Below are 14,698 nucleotides of genomic sequence, written 5' to 3' on the forward strand. Positions count from 1 at the left end.
AGCAAGGGCTAATCACCCTGTGCTGACAGCCAAGAGAGGCAGTTTCAAATCTCTTTCTGTTTCTATGTGGCAGGTTTCTGTGGCCCTTGCATGACAGGACGCTGCAAAGGGCCTTACTAAAACGAGACCATGAATAGTGGTGGCTATTTTTTTACCAGGGCATTGAATTTGTGCACGTGTGGTCATAAATCCAGAGCATGACACAAGAACCCTCTAATATCGGCAGACCGCGCAGCTTCGAGAAGACGGAAGTAATCGACAGGCTCATTCCAGTATTTTTTGAGCACGGTTACCAGAGCACCAGCTTTCCCAGGCTGGAAGAGGCGGCAGGTCTGCACCGCCAGAGCCTGCGCTACGCATTCCAGGACAAGCGCGGGATTTTTCTTGCTGTCCTAGAACGTTATGGTGAAACAAAGCTGGGAGAAATCCGGCAAATTCTGACCGCATTCCCGTCCGGGCTTCACGGGCTGTCAGGCGTGTTTGATATGTGGGTCAGAGATATCTCCCGGCACAATTGCCGCGGTTGTCTGCTTGTTTCTAGTTCGGCAGACCGCTCGCTGAAATCCGACGCCCAGGTGCTTTCTAGCATCAACAAGACGAACCAAAAGATTCTTCTCGCTCTCGAAAGCGGCTTTGCCACTGCGCGAGTGAACGGTGAACTCGCATCGCCTCTTTCGAACCGGAAGCTTGCCGGTCAGATGCTGACACTTGGCGATGGCGCTATGGCGCTTTGCCATATCGATGCAGCCCGGGAAATGGCCCCGCAACTGTTCAACGCATTTCTGCAACCTCTTAGAGTCTGAGGAGTGAACGCAATGGCAGCAGCCTGCGTGAAATTTATGACTGAACATGCACAAACAATGGAGGAAATGTAATGGCCTGGGTATATCTGGCGCTTGCCGCCATCTTCGAGGTCACGTTTGCGATGAGTATGAAATACTCCGATGGTTTCACCAAACCATTGGCGAGCGTTTTAACCGTGATTGCCGTTATCGGAGGCATTGCCTTTCTGACCCTGTCTATGAAAACGCTGCCGGTCAGCATTGCCTACCCGATTTGGACAGCTGTAGGAACGCTGGGTGCGATCGTGCTTGGATATCTTTTTCTGGGGGAAAGCTTGACATTGATAAAGGCGCTCTCAGCGGTGGCCATCATTATTGGGGTGGCTGGCCTGCGGATCTCAGCCGCGTAAGAATGCAAAGCGCCTTGTAGAACTTCTTGAGTTGAAGCCAGCGCGGTCTGCAGGCAAGCCTAACTGGATTGATGGGAAGGGCCGGACCTCTGGTAAAGTGCTGGTCCGCCCAGATCGCATAAGTACTTCGCCTGCAAAAGTGGCCTGTGGATCTCCGCTTGGGCATTGCTGGAGATGGTGCCGGCCGATGAACACTTCACCCCATCACCCCCCGCAACTCCTCCCGGAACGCCATCTCCTCCAGCCCGTATTCCTCGCAGGCGTCGATCAGCGTATGGAACGGCGCGATCGGGCAGCCGGGGCAGAGCATCTGGCGGCGCATGAATTCGCCCGCGCAGTCGGGCCAGTGGTGGAAAAGCTCAGACAGGGGCAGATCAGGGTTGTCGAAATCGGGGCGGCGCATGGCGTGTCCTCCTTTTCCTGCATCTTGCGTGCAGCAATGGGTCCGGTCTTTGCGCTTCGACAATATCCGCGGCGGTGCGCGGGTTTAGGCAGTTCCCATCCGCAACTGTACTCAGGACCGCGATATGTCAGAGATACTTACCAAGTCGCGGGCCAGGAACGTGTTCTACGGGGGCTCCTTGTTCTTCGTCGTCGTGTTCGTGGCCATGACCGCGCACAGCCACCGCTTCATCGTGAACACATCCACCGCTGGCATGGAGCTGACCGACGAGGTGCGCCAGGGCAAGCATGTGTGGGAGCGCCACTCCTGCATCAACTGCCACACGCTGCACGGCGAGGGCGCCTATTTCGCCCCCGAAGTGGGCAACGTCATGACCCGCTGGGGCGTGCTGGACGACCCGGAAGGCGCCTATGAAATGCTTGACGGCTGGATGAAATCGCAGCCCTCCGGCGTCGAGGGCCGCCGCCAGATGCCGTTCTTCGACCTGACCGAGGAAGAGACCAAGGCCTTGTCCGAATTCCTGCGCTGGGCCGATCAGACCGATACCCAGAACTGGCCGCCGAACGACGCGGGCTGAGGGAGAAAAACAATGAAATACCAATCACAAAAAGTGGCCTACGCCTATTTCATGGTGGCAATGGCCCTGTTTGCCATCCAGGTGCTGGGCGGTCTGCTCGCGGGCTGGATCTATGTCTGGCCCAACACGCTGAGCGAGCTCTTGCCGTTCAACATCGTGCGGATGCTGCACACCAATGCGCTGGTGGTCTGGCTGCTGCTGGGCTTCTTCGGCGCCGCCTACTACCTGATCCCCGAGGAATCCGAGCGGGAAATCTTCTCGGTCAAGCTCGCCTACATCCAGCTGGCCATTCTGGTCGTCGGCACCCTGGGCGCGGTGGTCTCCTACCTGGCCGGCATCCACGGCGGGCGGGAGTTCCTGGAACAGCCCCTTTGGGTCAAATTCGGCATCCTGGTCGCGGCGGTGATATTCCTCGTGAACATCTCGCTCACTGTGCTGGCAGGCCGCAAAACCGCGATCACCAACATCCTGCTGATGGGCCTGTGGCTGCTGTCGCTTCTGTGGATCTTCGCCTTCATCAACCCCGACAACCTGTCGCTCGACAAGATGTACTGGTGGTTCGTTGTTCACCTGTGGGTGGAAGCCACCTGGGAACTGGTGATGGCCGCTATCCTTGGCTACCTGATGCTGAAACTGACCGGTGTTGACCGCGAGGTGGTAGAGAAATGGCTCTATGTCATCGTTGCCCTGGCACTGTTCTCCGGCATCCTCGGCACCGGCCACCACTTCTTCTGGATCGGCACCCCCGGCTACTGGCAGTGGATCGGCTCGATCTTCTCGACCCTGGAAGTGATCCCGTTCTTTGCAATGATGAGCTTTGCCTTCGTCATGGTCTGGAAGGGCCGCAAGAACCACCCGAACAAGGCCGCCCTGCTGTGGTCGCTGGGCGCCTCCACCGTGGCCTTCTTCGGGGCCGGCGTCTGGGGGTTCCTGCACACGCTGCACGGGGTGAACTACTATACCCACGGCACCCAGATCACCGCCGCCCACGGCCACCTGGCCTTCTACGGCGCCTATGTGGCGATGAACCTGGCGATGTTCACCTATGCGATGCCGCAGCTCAGGAACCGCGACCCCTATAACCAGGTGCTGAACATGGCGTCCTTCTGGCTGATGACAGGCGGCATGGCCTTCATGACCTTCGTGCTGACCTTTGCCGGCACCATCCAGACCCACATGCAGCGCATCGTTGGTGAGTACTTCATGGACGTGCAGGACCAGCTGGGGCTGTTCTACCTGATGCGCCTCGGTTCCGGTGCAGTGGTTGTCCTGGGTGCGCTGCTGTTCATCTACGCAACTGTGGTGGTCCGCCGTGAAGTCATCAAACCCGGCCCAGCGGCCGTACCGGGAGAGTAAGCCATGAACGCGATGAATACGCCTTCCGTGCCCTTCTACCGTCCCGCAGGCGATGAATGCACTGTCTTCGAGATGGCCCAAGCCAACGGTCTGCCCCTTCTTCTGAAGGGGCCCACCGGCTGCGGTAAGACGCGGTTTGTGGAACATATGGCAGCCCGGCTCGGGCTGCCCCTCCACACCGTTGCCTGCCATGACGACCTGTCTGCCGCCGACCTGATCGGGCGCTACCTGCTGAAGGGCGGGGAAACCGTCTGGGTCGATGGTCCGCTGACCCGTGCGGTGCGCGAGGGCGGCATCTGCTACCTTGATGAGGTGGTTGAGGCCCGCAAGGATGTGGCCGTGGTGCTGCACCCGCTGACCGACGACCGCCGCCGCCTGGTCATCGATCGCACCGGCGAGGAACTGGCAGCGCCCAAGCCCTTCATGCTGGTCGCGAGCTATAACCCAGGCTACCAGAACATCCTGAAGAAACTGAAGCCCTCGACCCGGCAGCGCTTCCTGTCGATCGGTTTCGACTTTCCGGAAGCCTCCGCCGAGACCGCGGTCGTCGCTTCCGAGAGCGGCCTGGATGAGGACCGTTCCGCCGCGCTGGTGCGCCTGGCGGGTCATATCCGCAAGCTCTCCGGCATGGACCTGGAGGAAGGTGTTTCCACCCGTCTCCTGATCTACGCCGCCACGCTGATTGCCAAAGGCATGGGCGTGGAGCGCGCGGTGGAGGCCGCCATTATCGAACCCCTCAGCGACGAGGCCGACGTGCAGCAGGCGCTGCGCGACCTTGCCGCCAGCGTCTACGGGTGATGCCATGATCCACGCTCTCGACCTTCTGGAACCCGAAGAAACGGTTGGCAACCTGTGGCACGGCATGGCCACACGGATCGGCGCCGCAGAAGATGGGGCCGAACACACCGTCCGGTTCGAGGACATGCGCGCCAGCGTGGCAGCGCTGTTCCGGGCGCTGGGCGGGGCCGGGGGCGTGGAAATCCAAGTGGCGCCCGCGGTGCTGTCGGACCACCGCCCGGACCGGTTGCGCCGCATCGGTACCCCGCGCGAGATGGCGCATATGGCCAGCTTCGATGGCGAGCGCCTGCGCCTGCCGCCGGAAATGGCTGCCTTTCCCAGCCGCGAGTTGAACCGCAAGGCCTATCTGTGGCTGGCTGCAATGGCCGCCGCGATTGAGCTGCCGGAACGCGACGAAGACCGCTATCAGGCCGACCAGCTGGAAATCGCCGCCAATGCCCGCGCCGCGGACAAGGTGTTTGCCGCCTGCCCGGGGTTGCGTTCTGCCTATGGCGCGTTCTGTGCTCATGTTGCCGAGACCCGCAAACGCAACGGCCTGCCGCGATTCGAGGCACGGATCGAGCGGATGGTTCTGGATCAAATCGGCTCTGATTGCCGCATTGCCGAACCCTGCGCTTGCACCGCGCCGCGTGGCTACCGGACCTATCAGCCGGTGCCGTTCTGGCTGCGCCTGCCTGTGCCGCAAGCAGGCAGGGGGGCGGCCCCCGCAGCGGAAGAGGAAATGAAAACCCCAGGCCTCGCCGTCTCCACCCGCAAGACGGCCAAGCGGCAGGATCAGGACCAGACCACCCGCAAGGACAGCTTCATAGTCCACCGGTTTGAATCGATCCTGTCCTGGGCCGAAAGCCTGAACATCAACCGCATGGTGGATGACGACGACAACGAGAACGCCCAGAAAGCGGCGGAGGATCAGGACAACCTCACCCTCTCGCAGCATATGAAGCGCGCGGCCTCGCGGCTGCGGATCTCGCTGGACCTGTCGCCGCAGGATGCTGAGCACGAGCGGCTGGCGGGGCAATTCACCTATCCGGAATGGAACCACCGGCTGGGCAAGCATATGCCCGCGCACACCTGCGTGCTGGAGGCCGAAGGCAAGCCTGCCGACAGCTTCCAGCCAGATCCGCGGCTGGTGTCCCGCGTGCGCCGCCAGTTTGCGCCGCTGCACCCGCGCCGGGTGATGCTGCCGCGGCAGCTGGACGGCGAGGAGCTGGACCTGGAAGCGGTGGTGAAATCCCACGTTGATCTGGCCTGCGGTCAGCAGGGCAGCGACCGGGTCTGGCAGGCCAGCCGCCCGATGGCCCGCGACCTGAGTGTGGCGGTGCTGATGGACTGCTCCCGCTCCACCGAGGCCACCGTCGGCGACCGCCCGGTCATTGAGACCGCCCGCGAGTCACTCGCGGCCTTGGCTGGCGGCATCGCCACGGCGGGTGACAGGCTGGGCATCTGGGGCTTCTCCTCCCTGCGCCGCGACCGGGTGTTCCTGACCCGCGCCAAAGGGTTCGAGGATCCGATGTCAGAAGCGGTCATCGCCCGTATCGGCGGTTTCAAGCCCGGCCACTATACAAGACTCGGCGCCGCGATCCGCCATGCCTCCGCCCAGCTTGCCGAGGAAGGCGCCGAACGCCGCCTGCTCTTGGTGCTGACCGATGGCAAGCCCAACGACCTGGACCACTACGAAGGCGTGCATGGCATCGAGGACAGCCGCATGGCGGTGCGCGAGGCGCGTGCGCTGGGCCAGTCGGTGCATGGCGTGGTGATCGACGCCGACGGGCAGGACTGGTTTGCCCGCATCTTCGGGCGCGCGGGGTTCACGCTCTTGCCCGACCCGGACCGGCTGCCGCGCGCGCTGCCTGAAATCTATCAATCCCTGACCATGGAGCACTGAGATGAAACGCATTCTTTCTCTGGCCCTGCTGGCTCCTTCCAGCGCCCTTGCCGCCACCTTCGAGCGGCCCATCCCGCAGCCGCAGACCGAAACCGCGGAGTTCTGGTTCCTGGTTGGCTCCATCGCCCTGATCATCAGCCTGGGGTTTGTCCAATACTTGGTGAGCCGGCGATGACAGCGCATCCTTCCTGGCGGTTGCTGGCGGCGCTATACCCGTTCGGGGCGGGTGCCGCGGCGGTCAACATCTTCTTTGCCTCGCTGATTGCCAGCTGGATCGGCTGGCGGGTGCTGAGCCCCTATGAATCCGTGGCCTGGGGATTGCTGCTGGGCTTGCCCGCAACTTACATCTTTGCCCGCCATATCGAGCGGCTGAAGCGGCAGGCTGAGGGCGGCTAACCCTGGACGCTAAGGTAAAAAGGCCCTGCAGAGCAGGGCCTTGCACCATTTAACATCAGGGGGAACCACAAGTGGCAAGGCGGCTGGTTTTGAGGGGGAGCCGCCTTGCCGCGGGTTCAGCCAGCCGCGGCCAGCAGGCCGGCTTCCTCCGCTGCCTTCACCTCGGCCAGATCCGCCTCGCCGTCAGCATTGGCGTCGATGGTCGCAAAGGTTTCCTCTGTCAGGTCGGGAAACGCCGCCTGCAATTCTTCCAGCGAATAGGTGCCATTGCCGTCGGTATCGGCTTCAGTGATGGAATCCATCGCCGCCAGCGGCGAAGCGGCCAGGGCAGCAAATGCGGCGGCGGTCAGTGCGAGATTTTTCATGTGAGACACTCCATTCGATTGCTTTGATCTTCCTGAGGCCGCGGTGTTCCGCGTGCCATGGGACAGTGCTAGGCCGACGCAGAGCTTGCTTCTATCGTCTTGATGCAGGTTCGTGGTTTCCGGCGCCTGCATGCCGGAACAGTCCGGTGTGCCCGGCGCTTTGCCGCTCCGGAAAACCTCTGATCCTTTATCCGCCTACGGCGTGTGCCTCCTCGTGCGGTTATCTGCCGTTTCTGCTGACGGCGGTTAATTCACCGGTCTGCGTGGACAAGGCTCGAATGCCTTCTAGGTTGCAAAGGGGTGTTCTGGCTGGCGGGTGTTGTGGCGGCAAAGACGGAAATCATAACCAATCCTGGTGCGCTGGAGGCGCTGCAGCCCGCTTGGGCTGAGCTTCATGCCGCGTCCGGCGGCGGGCCGTTTTCTTCGATGGATTGGATTTTGTCCTGGTCTGTGGCCTTTAGTCAGCGTGCGGCGCCCCGGATCGGCTGTATCTGGCGCGATGGCCAGTTGACAGCGGCGCTGCCGCTGGGCCTGAAGCGCGAGCCGCTGTGGCAGGGCGGGCCTCAGGTGCGCAAGCTGTCGATGCTGTGCAGCGACCGTGCAGGATTTCACGACATTCTGGCCGCACCTGGGCAGGAGGCGGACGCTGCCGCGCTCCTGGGCGAAATGCTGGCGGCCAGGGACTGTGATGTCGCGGACTTGACACCGATGCGGTCAGCGGCTGCGTTTGGCCGCATCAGCGAAGCAGGCGGCAGCGGCAGTTTCCGCAGCCGCCTGCGCCAGGAAATCCGGGCGGCAGTCTGCCGCCATGATGACGGCCTGGAGGCTTGCCTGGCCCGGCGCAGCAGGAAATTCCGCAGATCGCTGCGCGCGGGCCACCGGGCGCTGAAACAGCGGGAGCATGAGATGCTGATGGCGGACAGCCCCGGCGCAGCTGCAGACCGCATTCTGGACGCAGCGCTGAGCTTGTCGGCACGTACCTGGAAAGCCAGGCTGGGCACCGACATTGGCACTGACACACAGACCCGCGCGTTTTTTCAGGAGCTTTGGCGGCGGATGTCAGCCAGCGGCACGATGGTTGTGCACCTCCTGACCATCGATGGCCGCCCGGTGGCCAGCAGCCTGTGTGTCGAGGCGGGCAGCACCTCCTACGGGCTGGTTCTGGATTTTGATGAGACCTACGGCAAGATCTCTCCGGGCCGGATCATGGCGTGGCGGGGGATCGAGGCTGCCATCGCGCGCGGGTGCGAAACGTCGAACACGCTTCGTTCAACACCGTTCCTGGACCGCCTGGCGGATGAATTCGAAACCTTCCACCGGCTGCGCATCTGCCGCCGCTACGGCTGGGCTGACCTGTTGCTGACCGCCCAGGACGTACTGCGCCCGGTAGGGAAGAAAGCGCGTAAGCTGAAGCAGCTGCGCACCAGAAAGCGGTCCGCCTTTGCCGGCTGACCAGATTGGCAAGAGGAGGGACCGCCAATGGCCCGCCGCACATTCATCACCAGGCTGCTAGCCCTTTTGGTCGGGGCGGTCGTTCTCGTCTGCCTGGCCGCTGTCACTGCGGAAGCAGAAACGCCGGTGCTGGGGCCAGGGGACGAGGTGAACATCTCCGTACTGAACCGCGAAGACCTGACACGGGACTACAGGGTGCGCCCAGACGGAAGGCTGTCCCTGCATGTGGTTGGCGAAGTGCCGGCGGCCGGGCAGACACCGGCCGCCCTGGAAGCCGCCCTGGAAGCGCTGCTGAGCGAGCGCACTGGCCTGCCGGCCTCGGTTGCCGTCAGCGTGACCCGCTGGCGCCCGGTGTACGCGCTGGGAGATGTGGTGACGCCCGGCGAAATTGCCTATCGCGAGGGCCTCACGGTTGCGCGTATTCTAGCGGTATCCGGTGGGCTGTACCCGCGCGAAAGCGAAGCGGCCTCCAGTCAGCTGGACATCCGGATCGCCGATGAACGCTCCAAGATCGCGGTGCGCCAGTCCGCCATGGTGGACCTGCATGCGCAGCGGCTGCGCCTTCTTGCCGAAAGCTCCGGTGCCGTCTCCCTGGTGCCGGACGCGGCCTTTTCTGCTCTGGCCGGACCGGAGGCGGATCTGCTGATCGCTGAGCAATTGGCAGTCCTGCGCACCCGGGTGGAGCGCGATCGGGTAAGGGCGGCCTCTGCCCAGACCCAGGCGGAACTGGCCGCGCAGGAAGCCGCCGCCTTGTCCAATCAGCAGGCGATCCTGCGCGAGCAGATCGAAACCAGCGCCAAGGCCCTGAAGGATCTTGAAAGGCTGCTCGACCGAGGGCTAACCAGCACAGAACGGGTACGCCAGCTGCGAACAATCTACAATGACGAGAACATCGAACTGATGCTCTCGGCCAGCTATGAGGCCCGCGCGCGCCAGACGGAAATCAACCTTCTGTCATCGGTCGAGGATGCCCGCCGCGTGCGGGCGCAAGAGATTACCACGGAGCTGGCTGCGGTGATGGCCGCCATCCGAAACGAAGAAGCCGAAATCACCGCCTCGCGCGAGCTGATCCGCGCGCTATCCGCGGCGCAGGGTCAAGTGCCCGCCACCGGACCGCTACTGCCGCCTGAATACCGTATCCGCCGGAACACCGGGCAGGGGGAGCAGGTGCTGCCCGCTGCATTGAACACCCAGGTCCTTCCCGGCGATCTGGTGGAGATCCGCCGCGGCGGGTTCGCAGTTGTCGAACCGGGGTAGCTCGGAAGAAAGCCCAATGCCTCGGAATTGCGTTTTCGGAAGATGCCGGTTTGAGCAAACAGTGGTGTTGTGCGCGTTTGCGTGGCAGGCTGAACGGACAACTCCCGCGGCTACCGGATACCCGCCGCCTTCCGGCCGAGTGTGGTGTGTGCAGGAGCATCTGAGGGCAACAGCCCGCTGGCGAAACTGTCGAATGCCCCTACCGCAGATTCCACCTGATAAGTGCCGGCCGCCTTTTTGCCCTGCGCCAGCATTTCTGTGTCCGGCGGCGACTGCAGCACGCTGAGAATTGCAGCGGCAAGCGTGTTGCAGTCTCCCGGAGGCACCAGCCTTCCCAGCTTGCCGTCCTGCAGGATTGTTTCCGGACCCAAGCAGCGGCTTGCCACCAGCGGTGTGCCTGCTGCCAGGGCTTCAACCGCGACATTACCAAAGCCTTCGCGCAGCGACGGCAGCACCGCGAGATCAGCCCGGGCGAAGTCACCCAGCAGATCCGGGGAATAGCCCATCAGCCGCACGTGATCCGCTACGCCCAGATCCTGTGCCAGGGCTTCCAGTGCCCGGCGTTGCGGCCCGGTGCCGTAGATCAGCAGCTCAGTGTCCGGTCTGGCTTGCCGCACCTCTGCGAAGGCGCGGATCAGCACGTCATGCCCCTTCTCCGGTATCAGCCGCCCGGCAGCCACGATCCTTCCCGGCACCCGGTTTGGCGGATCGCGGCGCAACCGGTCCAAGTCAGTCTCGTTCAGAACTGGGTTCGGCAGGCAGGCTAGCGGCGGGCCGGCCAATGTCAGCGTTGCCTTCCAGCCTTCGCCAAGCGCCCGCAGCGGCACCGCCAGGTGGTCCGCCCTTGGATAAAGTGCGCGGATCAGAAGTTTCCGCAGCCGCGGATGGCGCGCCGCGGCCAAATAGGCTTCTGCTGTTGTGTGCTCGGAGATCACCAGCCTTGGCCGCAGGCAGGGCGGCAGCAGGGAGACCGCTAGGATAGCCGAAAGGTTCATGGCGTTGGTGCCGGAGTAGAGAACCGTGGCGGGGTGTTCCCGCAGGAGCCGCGCCAGTGCCCAAGACCGTGCCAGCAGCCCATTGCCGCCGCAGTCCAGTACCGGCACATCGGCGGGCAGCTGCGCCAGAAGCTCTCCCTCGGGCCGGTTCAGCACCAGCACCGGCGCCCAGCGGCTGCGGTCGAGTCCGCACAGCAGCGATTTCACCACCACCTCGATCCCGCCCGCCTTTAGATGCGGCAGGGCAAATGCGATGACTTGCGGCTGTTTGGCTTTCATCTTCAGTCCCGGCAGGGCGGGCTCCGGGTCAAACCGGAAACGGGCCCTATATCCTTAGCTTGTGTTCAACTGACAGTAGGTCCGCCATGCCATTGCTCAAGTGCGGCCCGCGCAGGCGGGTGTTTCCTATCCTGGCCATTGCCGCCGTCCTGGCCGCGGGCAGCAGCAGGGCGGAGGTCTTGTGCCCGCAAGAGAGCCGCCACTGGCACTTTGACGACGCTGCTAAGCACGGCGGGTTTGCCCATGTTCAGCTGCAGCGTGGTACTGCGGTTCTGGCTGAAGATCCCATGCTGCCGGGCAATCAGGTGGCGCGGCTGACGGCCGGCCCCAAGCAGAAGGGCAAGGTTGGAAAGGCGGACTATATCCACCGGTTCGAGCCGCTGCAGGCCGGCAGTGTGATCCTGATGCAGGCGAGGTTCTATTTCCCGCCCGGCACACCACTCAACAGCCTGATCCTGATGGATTTGGAATGCGCCTCATGCGGGCTGGACACCAATCCCGGCGTGCGACTGTACTTGCGCCGCGGGATGCTGCGTGTGGATCGTTCTAAGATCGGTATCAAACAGGCGTTTCTGCCAACCGCGCCGCGTTTGGTTGCTGCGGGTGTCTGGCATGAATTGTCCTGGCAGGTGACGCTAGGCGCGGGCGAGCAGGGTCATTCTGTCGTGATGCTGGACGGTGAACGGGTGAGTGATGCCCGCGGCACCACACTTCTGACGCAGGAGATCGTGTCCCAGCACATGGACATCTCTGTGCAGGAGCAGGCCGACCGCTTTCAGGTGGGGCTGACAGCCAATTCGAACCCGGAAGCGGTGGAAATGCTGCTGGATGATGTCCGCTTCTGTCAGCTCTGACAGTAGATCAGATGGTCCTGTGCAATACCTCGCAAATCCGCTGCAGATCCTGCGGCTGCAAACCCGGATGCACCGGCAGCCGCAACACCGACCGCTTCAGTTCCTGCGCTTCGGGGTAGCCGGAAAAATCCACTGCGGGATGGAACTGCCGCCAGAAGCGCACCGACTGTATGCCTTCGGCCTGCAGCGCGGCATGCACCCGGTCGGCGTCTGGCGTGAACAGCGGAAAGAATGCAGGGCACGCGCCTGCGGGCAAGTACGGCATCAGCGGCCGCATGCCGCTGCGCTGCGGGACACCTTGATGCAAAACCTCAAAATTCGCCCTGTGGGCTGCGGTAAAGCTTGTGGCATCAGACGTCCGCAGCAACAGCCGGGAGACGCGAGATATGCGCCCGCGCATGTCCGCGGGGTCTATCCCCGCCCGCGGGTGCCATGCTTCCAAGTGCCGCGATGAGGGCGGCGTGGTGTGCAATGAAGAACGGGACCTGCGGAAACTGCGCCGCAGGACGCCTTTCAGCCCCGCCAGCGCAGGCCCCAGGGGGGCTGCGGACAGCCGCTCCAGCGCCTGGGGCCGCAGCTGGCGCAGCCGCAGCGCGCCGCCGTCCGGCAGCGGCAGGGTTTTCACCAGGCTGAACACGGACATATCACCCTGGCAGCCCAGCGGAGCGCCGTCTGCAGCGCGGGAGAACAGCCCCAGCGCTACATCTTCGATCACCATCACGTTATGCTGCTGCGCCAGCCTTTGCATTTCTGCGACAGGCTGCGGATAGCCGAAGTAGTGGATGGTATAGATCGCGGCGAATCCGCCTCCGGCCAGCTGGTGCCGGATGTCGTCGAGGTCGGCAGACAGGTCCTGATGCAGCCGGTACAGGGAGACCTGCAGCCCGGCAGCCAGAATCGCGTCTGCTTCCGACCCGCAATGCCAGGCTGGCAACAGCACCTTGGCGCCACGCGGCAGCCCGAGGGCGCGCAGCCCCTCTCGGATTGCAAAACGCCCGTTGCAGGTCAGGTGGGTTTGCGGGTTGTCAAAGGGAAACGGCAGCGCTTCGCGGCGCAGCCGCAGTGTCAGCGGCGGAGATTTGTGGATATACCCAGGCAAACTCACGCTGCGCTCCCGCGCACGGCCTTGCGCAGCAGCATGCGTATCCGCTCGGTTTCCGGCACTTTCAGAAGCGTCGCGGCGGCAACATAGGCCAGTCCGCCGCACAGCCCGCAGAGCGCAACTACCAGGATTACCTCGACCCGGCTGGCCGTGCCGGGCCCGGCAGCCGCTTGCACAACCTGGATCGCAATGGCTGCAGCAGCCGCCGCCAAGGCCATAGCAGCAAAGGGCCGCATCTCCTGCAACCGCACCAAAGGTCCAAAGGAACGGCTCAGCCAAATGTAAAGCAGCGCCATGAGCAAGGTCATTGAGGCAAGCGAAGCTGCAGGCACGGTCAGAATGCCGTACTCAGGCAAAAACAGCCAATTGAGAACAATCCTAACGGCCAAGGCTGCGCCGATTGACGTCGCGATGATTCTGACATGCGGCCGTTCCGGGTCAGCAAACAGCGCCGACGCCAGCGTTCCCAGCACCGCATTGACCAGCAGGAGCGGAGCGAGCCAGGCAATGATGCCCGCCGTCTGCGCAACGGCCCAAGGTTCAAACGCGCCATGACCCAGCAAGACTGAAACCAAAGGCTCGTTCAGCATGAAAAGCATGACAGCGGCCGGCATTACAAACATTAGGGTGGCGCGCAGCGAGTCCTGCACGCTGGTGCGGAAGGCGTCCCGATTGTCTTGGGCCAAATGGCTTGCGAATTCGGTGTAATAGACGATCACCACACTGCTCGTTACCACCCCTGGTGCCATGCTGGTCATCCGTTGGGCAAATTCCAGCGTGGCCACACCGCCCTCGCCGGTCAGTGAAGCCATGGCTAAATCAATCCAGCCGGCGCCGACCATGTGAAATTGCGACAGCAGCATCGCCCAGATGCGCCGCCGGGAATAGGGCTGTTGCGGGGCAGGTGATTTCATCGGCGCCCGGTTGCGGGACAACGCGTGACGCAAGCCAAGCATGAAGATTCCTGCCATTGCCATGGTGCCGGCGGCTACGGCGGCCGTGATGGCGCCCAGACCGAAGGCGAAGACAGGCACCAGTGCCAGGGCGGCAGCTGCGAACAGCCGCGGCATCAGCCGGGCAATCACCGGCATCCGGAACAGCCTGAGCGCATTCAATGTTGCCCCCGCCAGCGCAGTTGCGGCAGAGAGCGGCAGCACCGCGAGCAGCACCCGGAAATAGAATTCGGCCTCCTGGCGCTGTTCCCCGGAAAACCCGGGGGCCAGCAATGCGACAATTTCCCCTGACAGGGCGAAGGCTGTGGCACACAAGGCTGACGCCCACAGAAACACCTGCCAAAGCCGCTTGCGCAAATGTGCTGCCAGGATGTCCAGCCCTTTGGTTTCCGCCAGCCGCACCAGAGGCGGGACCTGCAGCAGATGAAAGGCGCGTTCCAATCCTGCGGAAACGTTTGAAACCAGGCGGCGGGCAAAGAAAAAGGCGTCCGTGGCGAGCCCGGCGCCAAACAGGTTTGCGATTGCCAAGGCAATGACAAGGCTCAGCCCCATTCCGGTGGTTTTCCAGAAAGTGACCGAGACAATATTCTGCAGTGTACCCCGCCGCTTCATCAGCGGCACTCGCCTGGAATCAAGGAAATTTCCCCCCGCTACTTCACCTTAGCTTCATTCTGGAGAACGGCCATCTCTTTGCTGGACTTTGATGTTCTTCCGCGACGGAACTCGAAGCCAAACGGCCGGAAGTTGCAGCGTGGTGTTGGTAATTTGGTTTTTAAAACAATGGTTTGGTTTGGGTCTAATCCCTTCGGCGTATGCCGGTTGGTCAATTGACAC

Annotated in this window: 16 protein-coding genes; 11 read left to right on the forward strand and 5 right to left on the reverse strand. The window is 63.0% G+C overall.

The genetic code is table 11. The annotated features are described in order from the left end of the window. Positions 1–197: 197 nt before the first annotated feature. Both AC58NV_RS07790 and AC58NV_RS07795 read left to right on the forward strand, forming a co-directional pair. Positions 198–803: a TetR/AcrR family transcriptional regulator gene (locus AC58NV_RS07790; protein ID WP_497226619.1), complete on the forward strand. Its 606-nt coding sequence runs from the start codon at positions 198–200 to the stop codon at positions 801–803. Positions 804–874: 71 nt separating this feature from the next. After that, on the forward strand, positions 875–1,192 hold the full coding sequence (locus tag AC58NV_RS07795) for a DMT family transporter (RefSeq protein ID WP_497226620.1): 318 nt from the start codon (positions 875–877) through the stop codon (positions 1,190–1,192). Positions 1,193–1,388: 196 nt separating this feature from the next. On the opposite strand, the gene AC58NV_RS07800 is transcribed toward AC58NV_RS07795, so the two are convergent. After that, the gene (locus tag AC58NV_RS07800) at positions 1,389–1,595 is read right to left on the reverse strand and encodes a hypothetical protein (protein WP_497226621.1); all 207 of its coding nucleotides are present in this window, start codon (positions 1,593–1,595) and stop codon (positions 1,389–1,391) included. A 124-nt stretch (positions 1,596–1,719) separates the two neighbouring features. Between AC58NV_RS07800 and AC58NV_RS07805 the strand changes: the two genes are divergently transcribed. Genes AC58NV_RS07805 through AC58NV_RS07830 form a run of 6 tightly spaced genes read left to right on the forward strand, consistent with a single transcriptional unit; the run spans position 1,720 to position 6,607 of the window. Continuing rightward, positions 1,720–2,172, forward strand: a complete 453-nt coding sequence (locus tag AC58NV_RS07805) for a c-type cytochrome (RefSeq protein WP_039150931.1) — start codon at positions 1,720–1,722, stop codon at positions 2,170–2,172. Positions 2,173–2,184: 12 nt separating this feature from the next. After that, positions 2,185–3,528: a cbb3-type cytochrome c oxidase subunit I gene (locus AC58NV_RS07810; protein WP_497226622.1), complete on the forward strand. Its 1,344-nt coding sequence runs from the start codon at positions 2,185–2,187 to the stop codon at positions 3,526–3,528. A 3-nt stretch (positions 3,529–3,531) separates the two neighbouring features. Beyond that, entirely contained in the window at positions 3,532–4,326 is a 795-nt protein-coding gene (locus AC58NV_RS07815; RefSeq protein ID WP_421055590.1) for a CbbQ/NirQ/NorQ/GpvN family protein, read from the forward strand. Between the two features lie 4 nt (positions 4,327–4,330). Next, positions 4,331–6,211 carry a nitric oxide reductase activation protein NorD gene (locus AC58NV_RS07820; protein WP_497226623.1) on the forward strand — a complete coding sequence of 627 codons (1,881 nt, stop codon included), beginning with the start codon at positions 4,331–4,333 and terminating at the stop codon, positions 6,209–6,211. Between the two features lies 1 nt (position 6,212). After that, on the forward strand, positions 6,213–6,386 hold the full coding sequence (locus tag AC58NV_RS07825) for a hypothetical protein (protein ID WP_366661100.1): 174 nt from the start codon (positions 6,213–6,215) through the stop codon (positions 6,384–6,386). Beyond that, positions 6,383–6,607 (forward strand): NnrT protein, encoded by a 225-nt coding sequence (locus AC58NV_RS07830; protein WP_497226624.1) that lies wholly within the window; start codon positions 6,383–6,385, stop codon positions 6,605–6,607. Before AC58NV_RS07825 ends, AC58NV_RS07830 begins: the two co-directional genes overlap by 4 nt. Positions 6,608–6,723: 116 nt before the next feature. Here the strand turns inward: AC58NV_RS07830 and AC58NV_RS07835 are convergent, their stop codons facing one another. After that, entirely contained in the window at positions 6,724–6,972 is a 249-nt protein-coding gene (locus AC58NV_RS07835) for an EF-hand domain-containing protein (RefSeq protein ID WP_497226625.1), read from the reverse strand. 321 nt (positions 6,973–7,293) lie between these two features. Here AC58NV_RS07835 and AC58NV_RS07840 point away from each other — a divergent pair, with 321 nt between their 5' ends. Continuing rightward, positions 7,294–8,424 (forward strand): GNAT family N-acetyltransferase, encoded by a 1,131-nt coding sequence (locus AC58NV_RS07840; RefSeq protein WP_497226626.1) that lies wholly within the window; start codon positions 7,294–7,296, stop codon positions 8,422–8,424. A gap of 27 nt (positions 8,425–8,451) precedes the next feature. Further along, positions 8,452–9,681, forward strand: a complete 1,230-nt coding sequence (locus tag AC58NV_RS07845) for a polysaccharide biosynthesis/export family protein (protein ID WP_497226627.1) — start codon at positions 8,452–8,454, stop codon at positions 9,679–9,681. Between the two features lie 110 nt (positions 9,682–9,791). Here AC58NV_RS07845 and AC58NV_RS07850 read toward each other — a convergent pair whose 3' ends face one another. Next, entirely contained in the window at positions 9,792–10,955 is a 1,164-nt protein-coding gene (locus AC58NV_RS07850; RefSeq protein ID WP_497226628.1) for a glycosyltransferase, read from the reverse strand. A gap of 287 nt (positions 10,956–11,242) precedes the next feature. Between AC58NV_RS07850 and AC58NV_RS07855 the strand changes: the two genes are divergently transcribed. Then, positions 11,243–11,809, forward strand: coding sequence for a polysaccharide lyase family protein (locus AC58NV_RS07855; protein ID WP_497226629.1), 567 nt, complete (start codon positions 11,243–11,245; stop codon positions 11,807–11,809). Between the two features lie 7 nt (positions 11,810–11,816). On the opposite strand, the gene AC58NV_RS07860 is transcribed toward AC58NV_RS07855, so the two are convergent. Together AC58NV_RS07860 and murJ are read right to left on the reverse strand one after the other, a co-directional pair. Continuing rightward, positions 11,817–12,914 carry a DegT/DnrJ/EryC1/StrS family aminotransferase gene (locus AC58NV_RS07860; RefSeq protein WP_497226630.1) on the reverse strand — a complete coding sequence of 366 codons (1,098 nt, stop codon included), beginning with the start codon at positions 12,912–12,914 and terminating at the stop codon, positions 11,817–11,819. Next, complete coding sequence (gene murJ / locus AC58NV_RS07865) at positions 12,911–14,476, reverse strand: murein biosynthesis integral membrane protein MurJ (protein WP_497226631.1); 1,566 nt, start codon at positions 14,474–14,476, stop codon at positions 12,911–12,913. The genes AC58NV_RS07860 and murJ overlap by 4 nt, the downstream gene beginning before the upstream one ends. Between the last annotated feature and the right edge of the window lie 222 nt (positions 14,477–14,698).

The sequence above is a fragment of the Leisingera sp. ANG49 genome, from assembly GCF_059694505.1.

Coding starts and splice junctions, on each gene's coding strand:
- AC58NV_RS07790 (WP_497226619.1), top strand. CDS start 198: ATGACACAAGAACCCTCTAATATCGGCAGACCGCGCAGCTTCGAGAAG.
- AC58NV_RS07795 (WP_497226620.1), top strand. CDS start 875: ATGGCCTGGGTATATCTGGCGCTTGCCGCCATCTTCGAGGTCACGTTT.
- AC58NV_RS07800 (WP_497226621.1), bottom strand. CDS start 1,595: ATGCGCCGCCCCGATTTCGACAACCCTGATCTGCCCCTGTCTGAGCTT.
- AC58NV_RS07805 (WP_039150931.1), top strand. CDS start 1,720: ATGTCAGAGATACTTACCAAGTCGCGGGCCAGGAACGTGTTCTACGGG.
- AC58NV_RS07810 (WP_497226622.1), top strand. CDS start 2,185: ATGAAATACCAATCACAAAAAGTGGCCTACGCCTATTTCATGGTGGCA.
- AC58NV_RS07815 (WP_421055590.1), top strand. CDS start 3,532: ATGAACGCGATGAATACGCCTTCCGTGCCCTTCTACCGTCCCGCAGGC.
- AC58NV_RS07820 (WP_497226623.1), top strand. CDS start 4,331: ATGATCCACGCTCTCGACCTTCTGGAACCCGAAGAAACGGTTGGCAAC.
- AC58NV_RS07825 (WP_366661100.1), top strand. CDS start 6,213: ATGAAACGCATTCTTTCTCTGGCCCTGCTGGCTCCTTCCAGCGCCCTT.
- AC58NV_RS07830 (WP_497226624.1), top strand. CDS start 6,383: ATGACAGCGCATCCTTCCTGGCGGTTGCTGGCGGCGCTATACCCGTTC.
- AC58NV_RS07835 (WP_497226625.1), bottom strand. CDS start 6,972: ATGAAAAATCTCGCACTGACCGCCGCCGCATTTGCTGCCCTGGCCGCT.
- AC58NV_RS07845 (WP_497226627.1), top strand. CDS start 8,452: ATGGCCCGCCGCACATTCATCACCAGGCTGCTAGCCCTTTTGGTCGGG.
- AC58NV_RS07850 (WP_497226628.1), bottom strand. CDS start 10,955: ATGAAAGCCAAACAGCCGCAAGTCATCGCATTTGCCCTGCCGCATCTA.
- AC58NV_RS07855 (WP_497226629.1), top strand. CDS start 11,243: ATGCTGCCGGGCAATCAGGTGGCGCGGCTGACGGCCGGCCCCAAGCAG.
- murJ (WP_497226631.1), bottom strand. CDS start 14,476: ATGAAGCGGCGGGGTACACTGCAGAATATTGTCTCGGTCACTTTCTGG.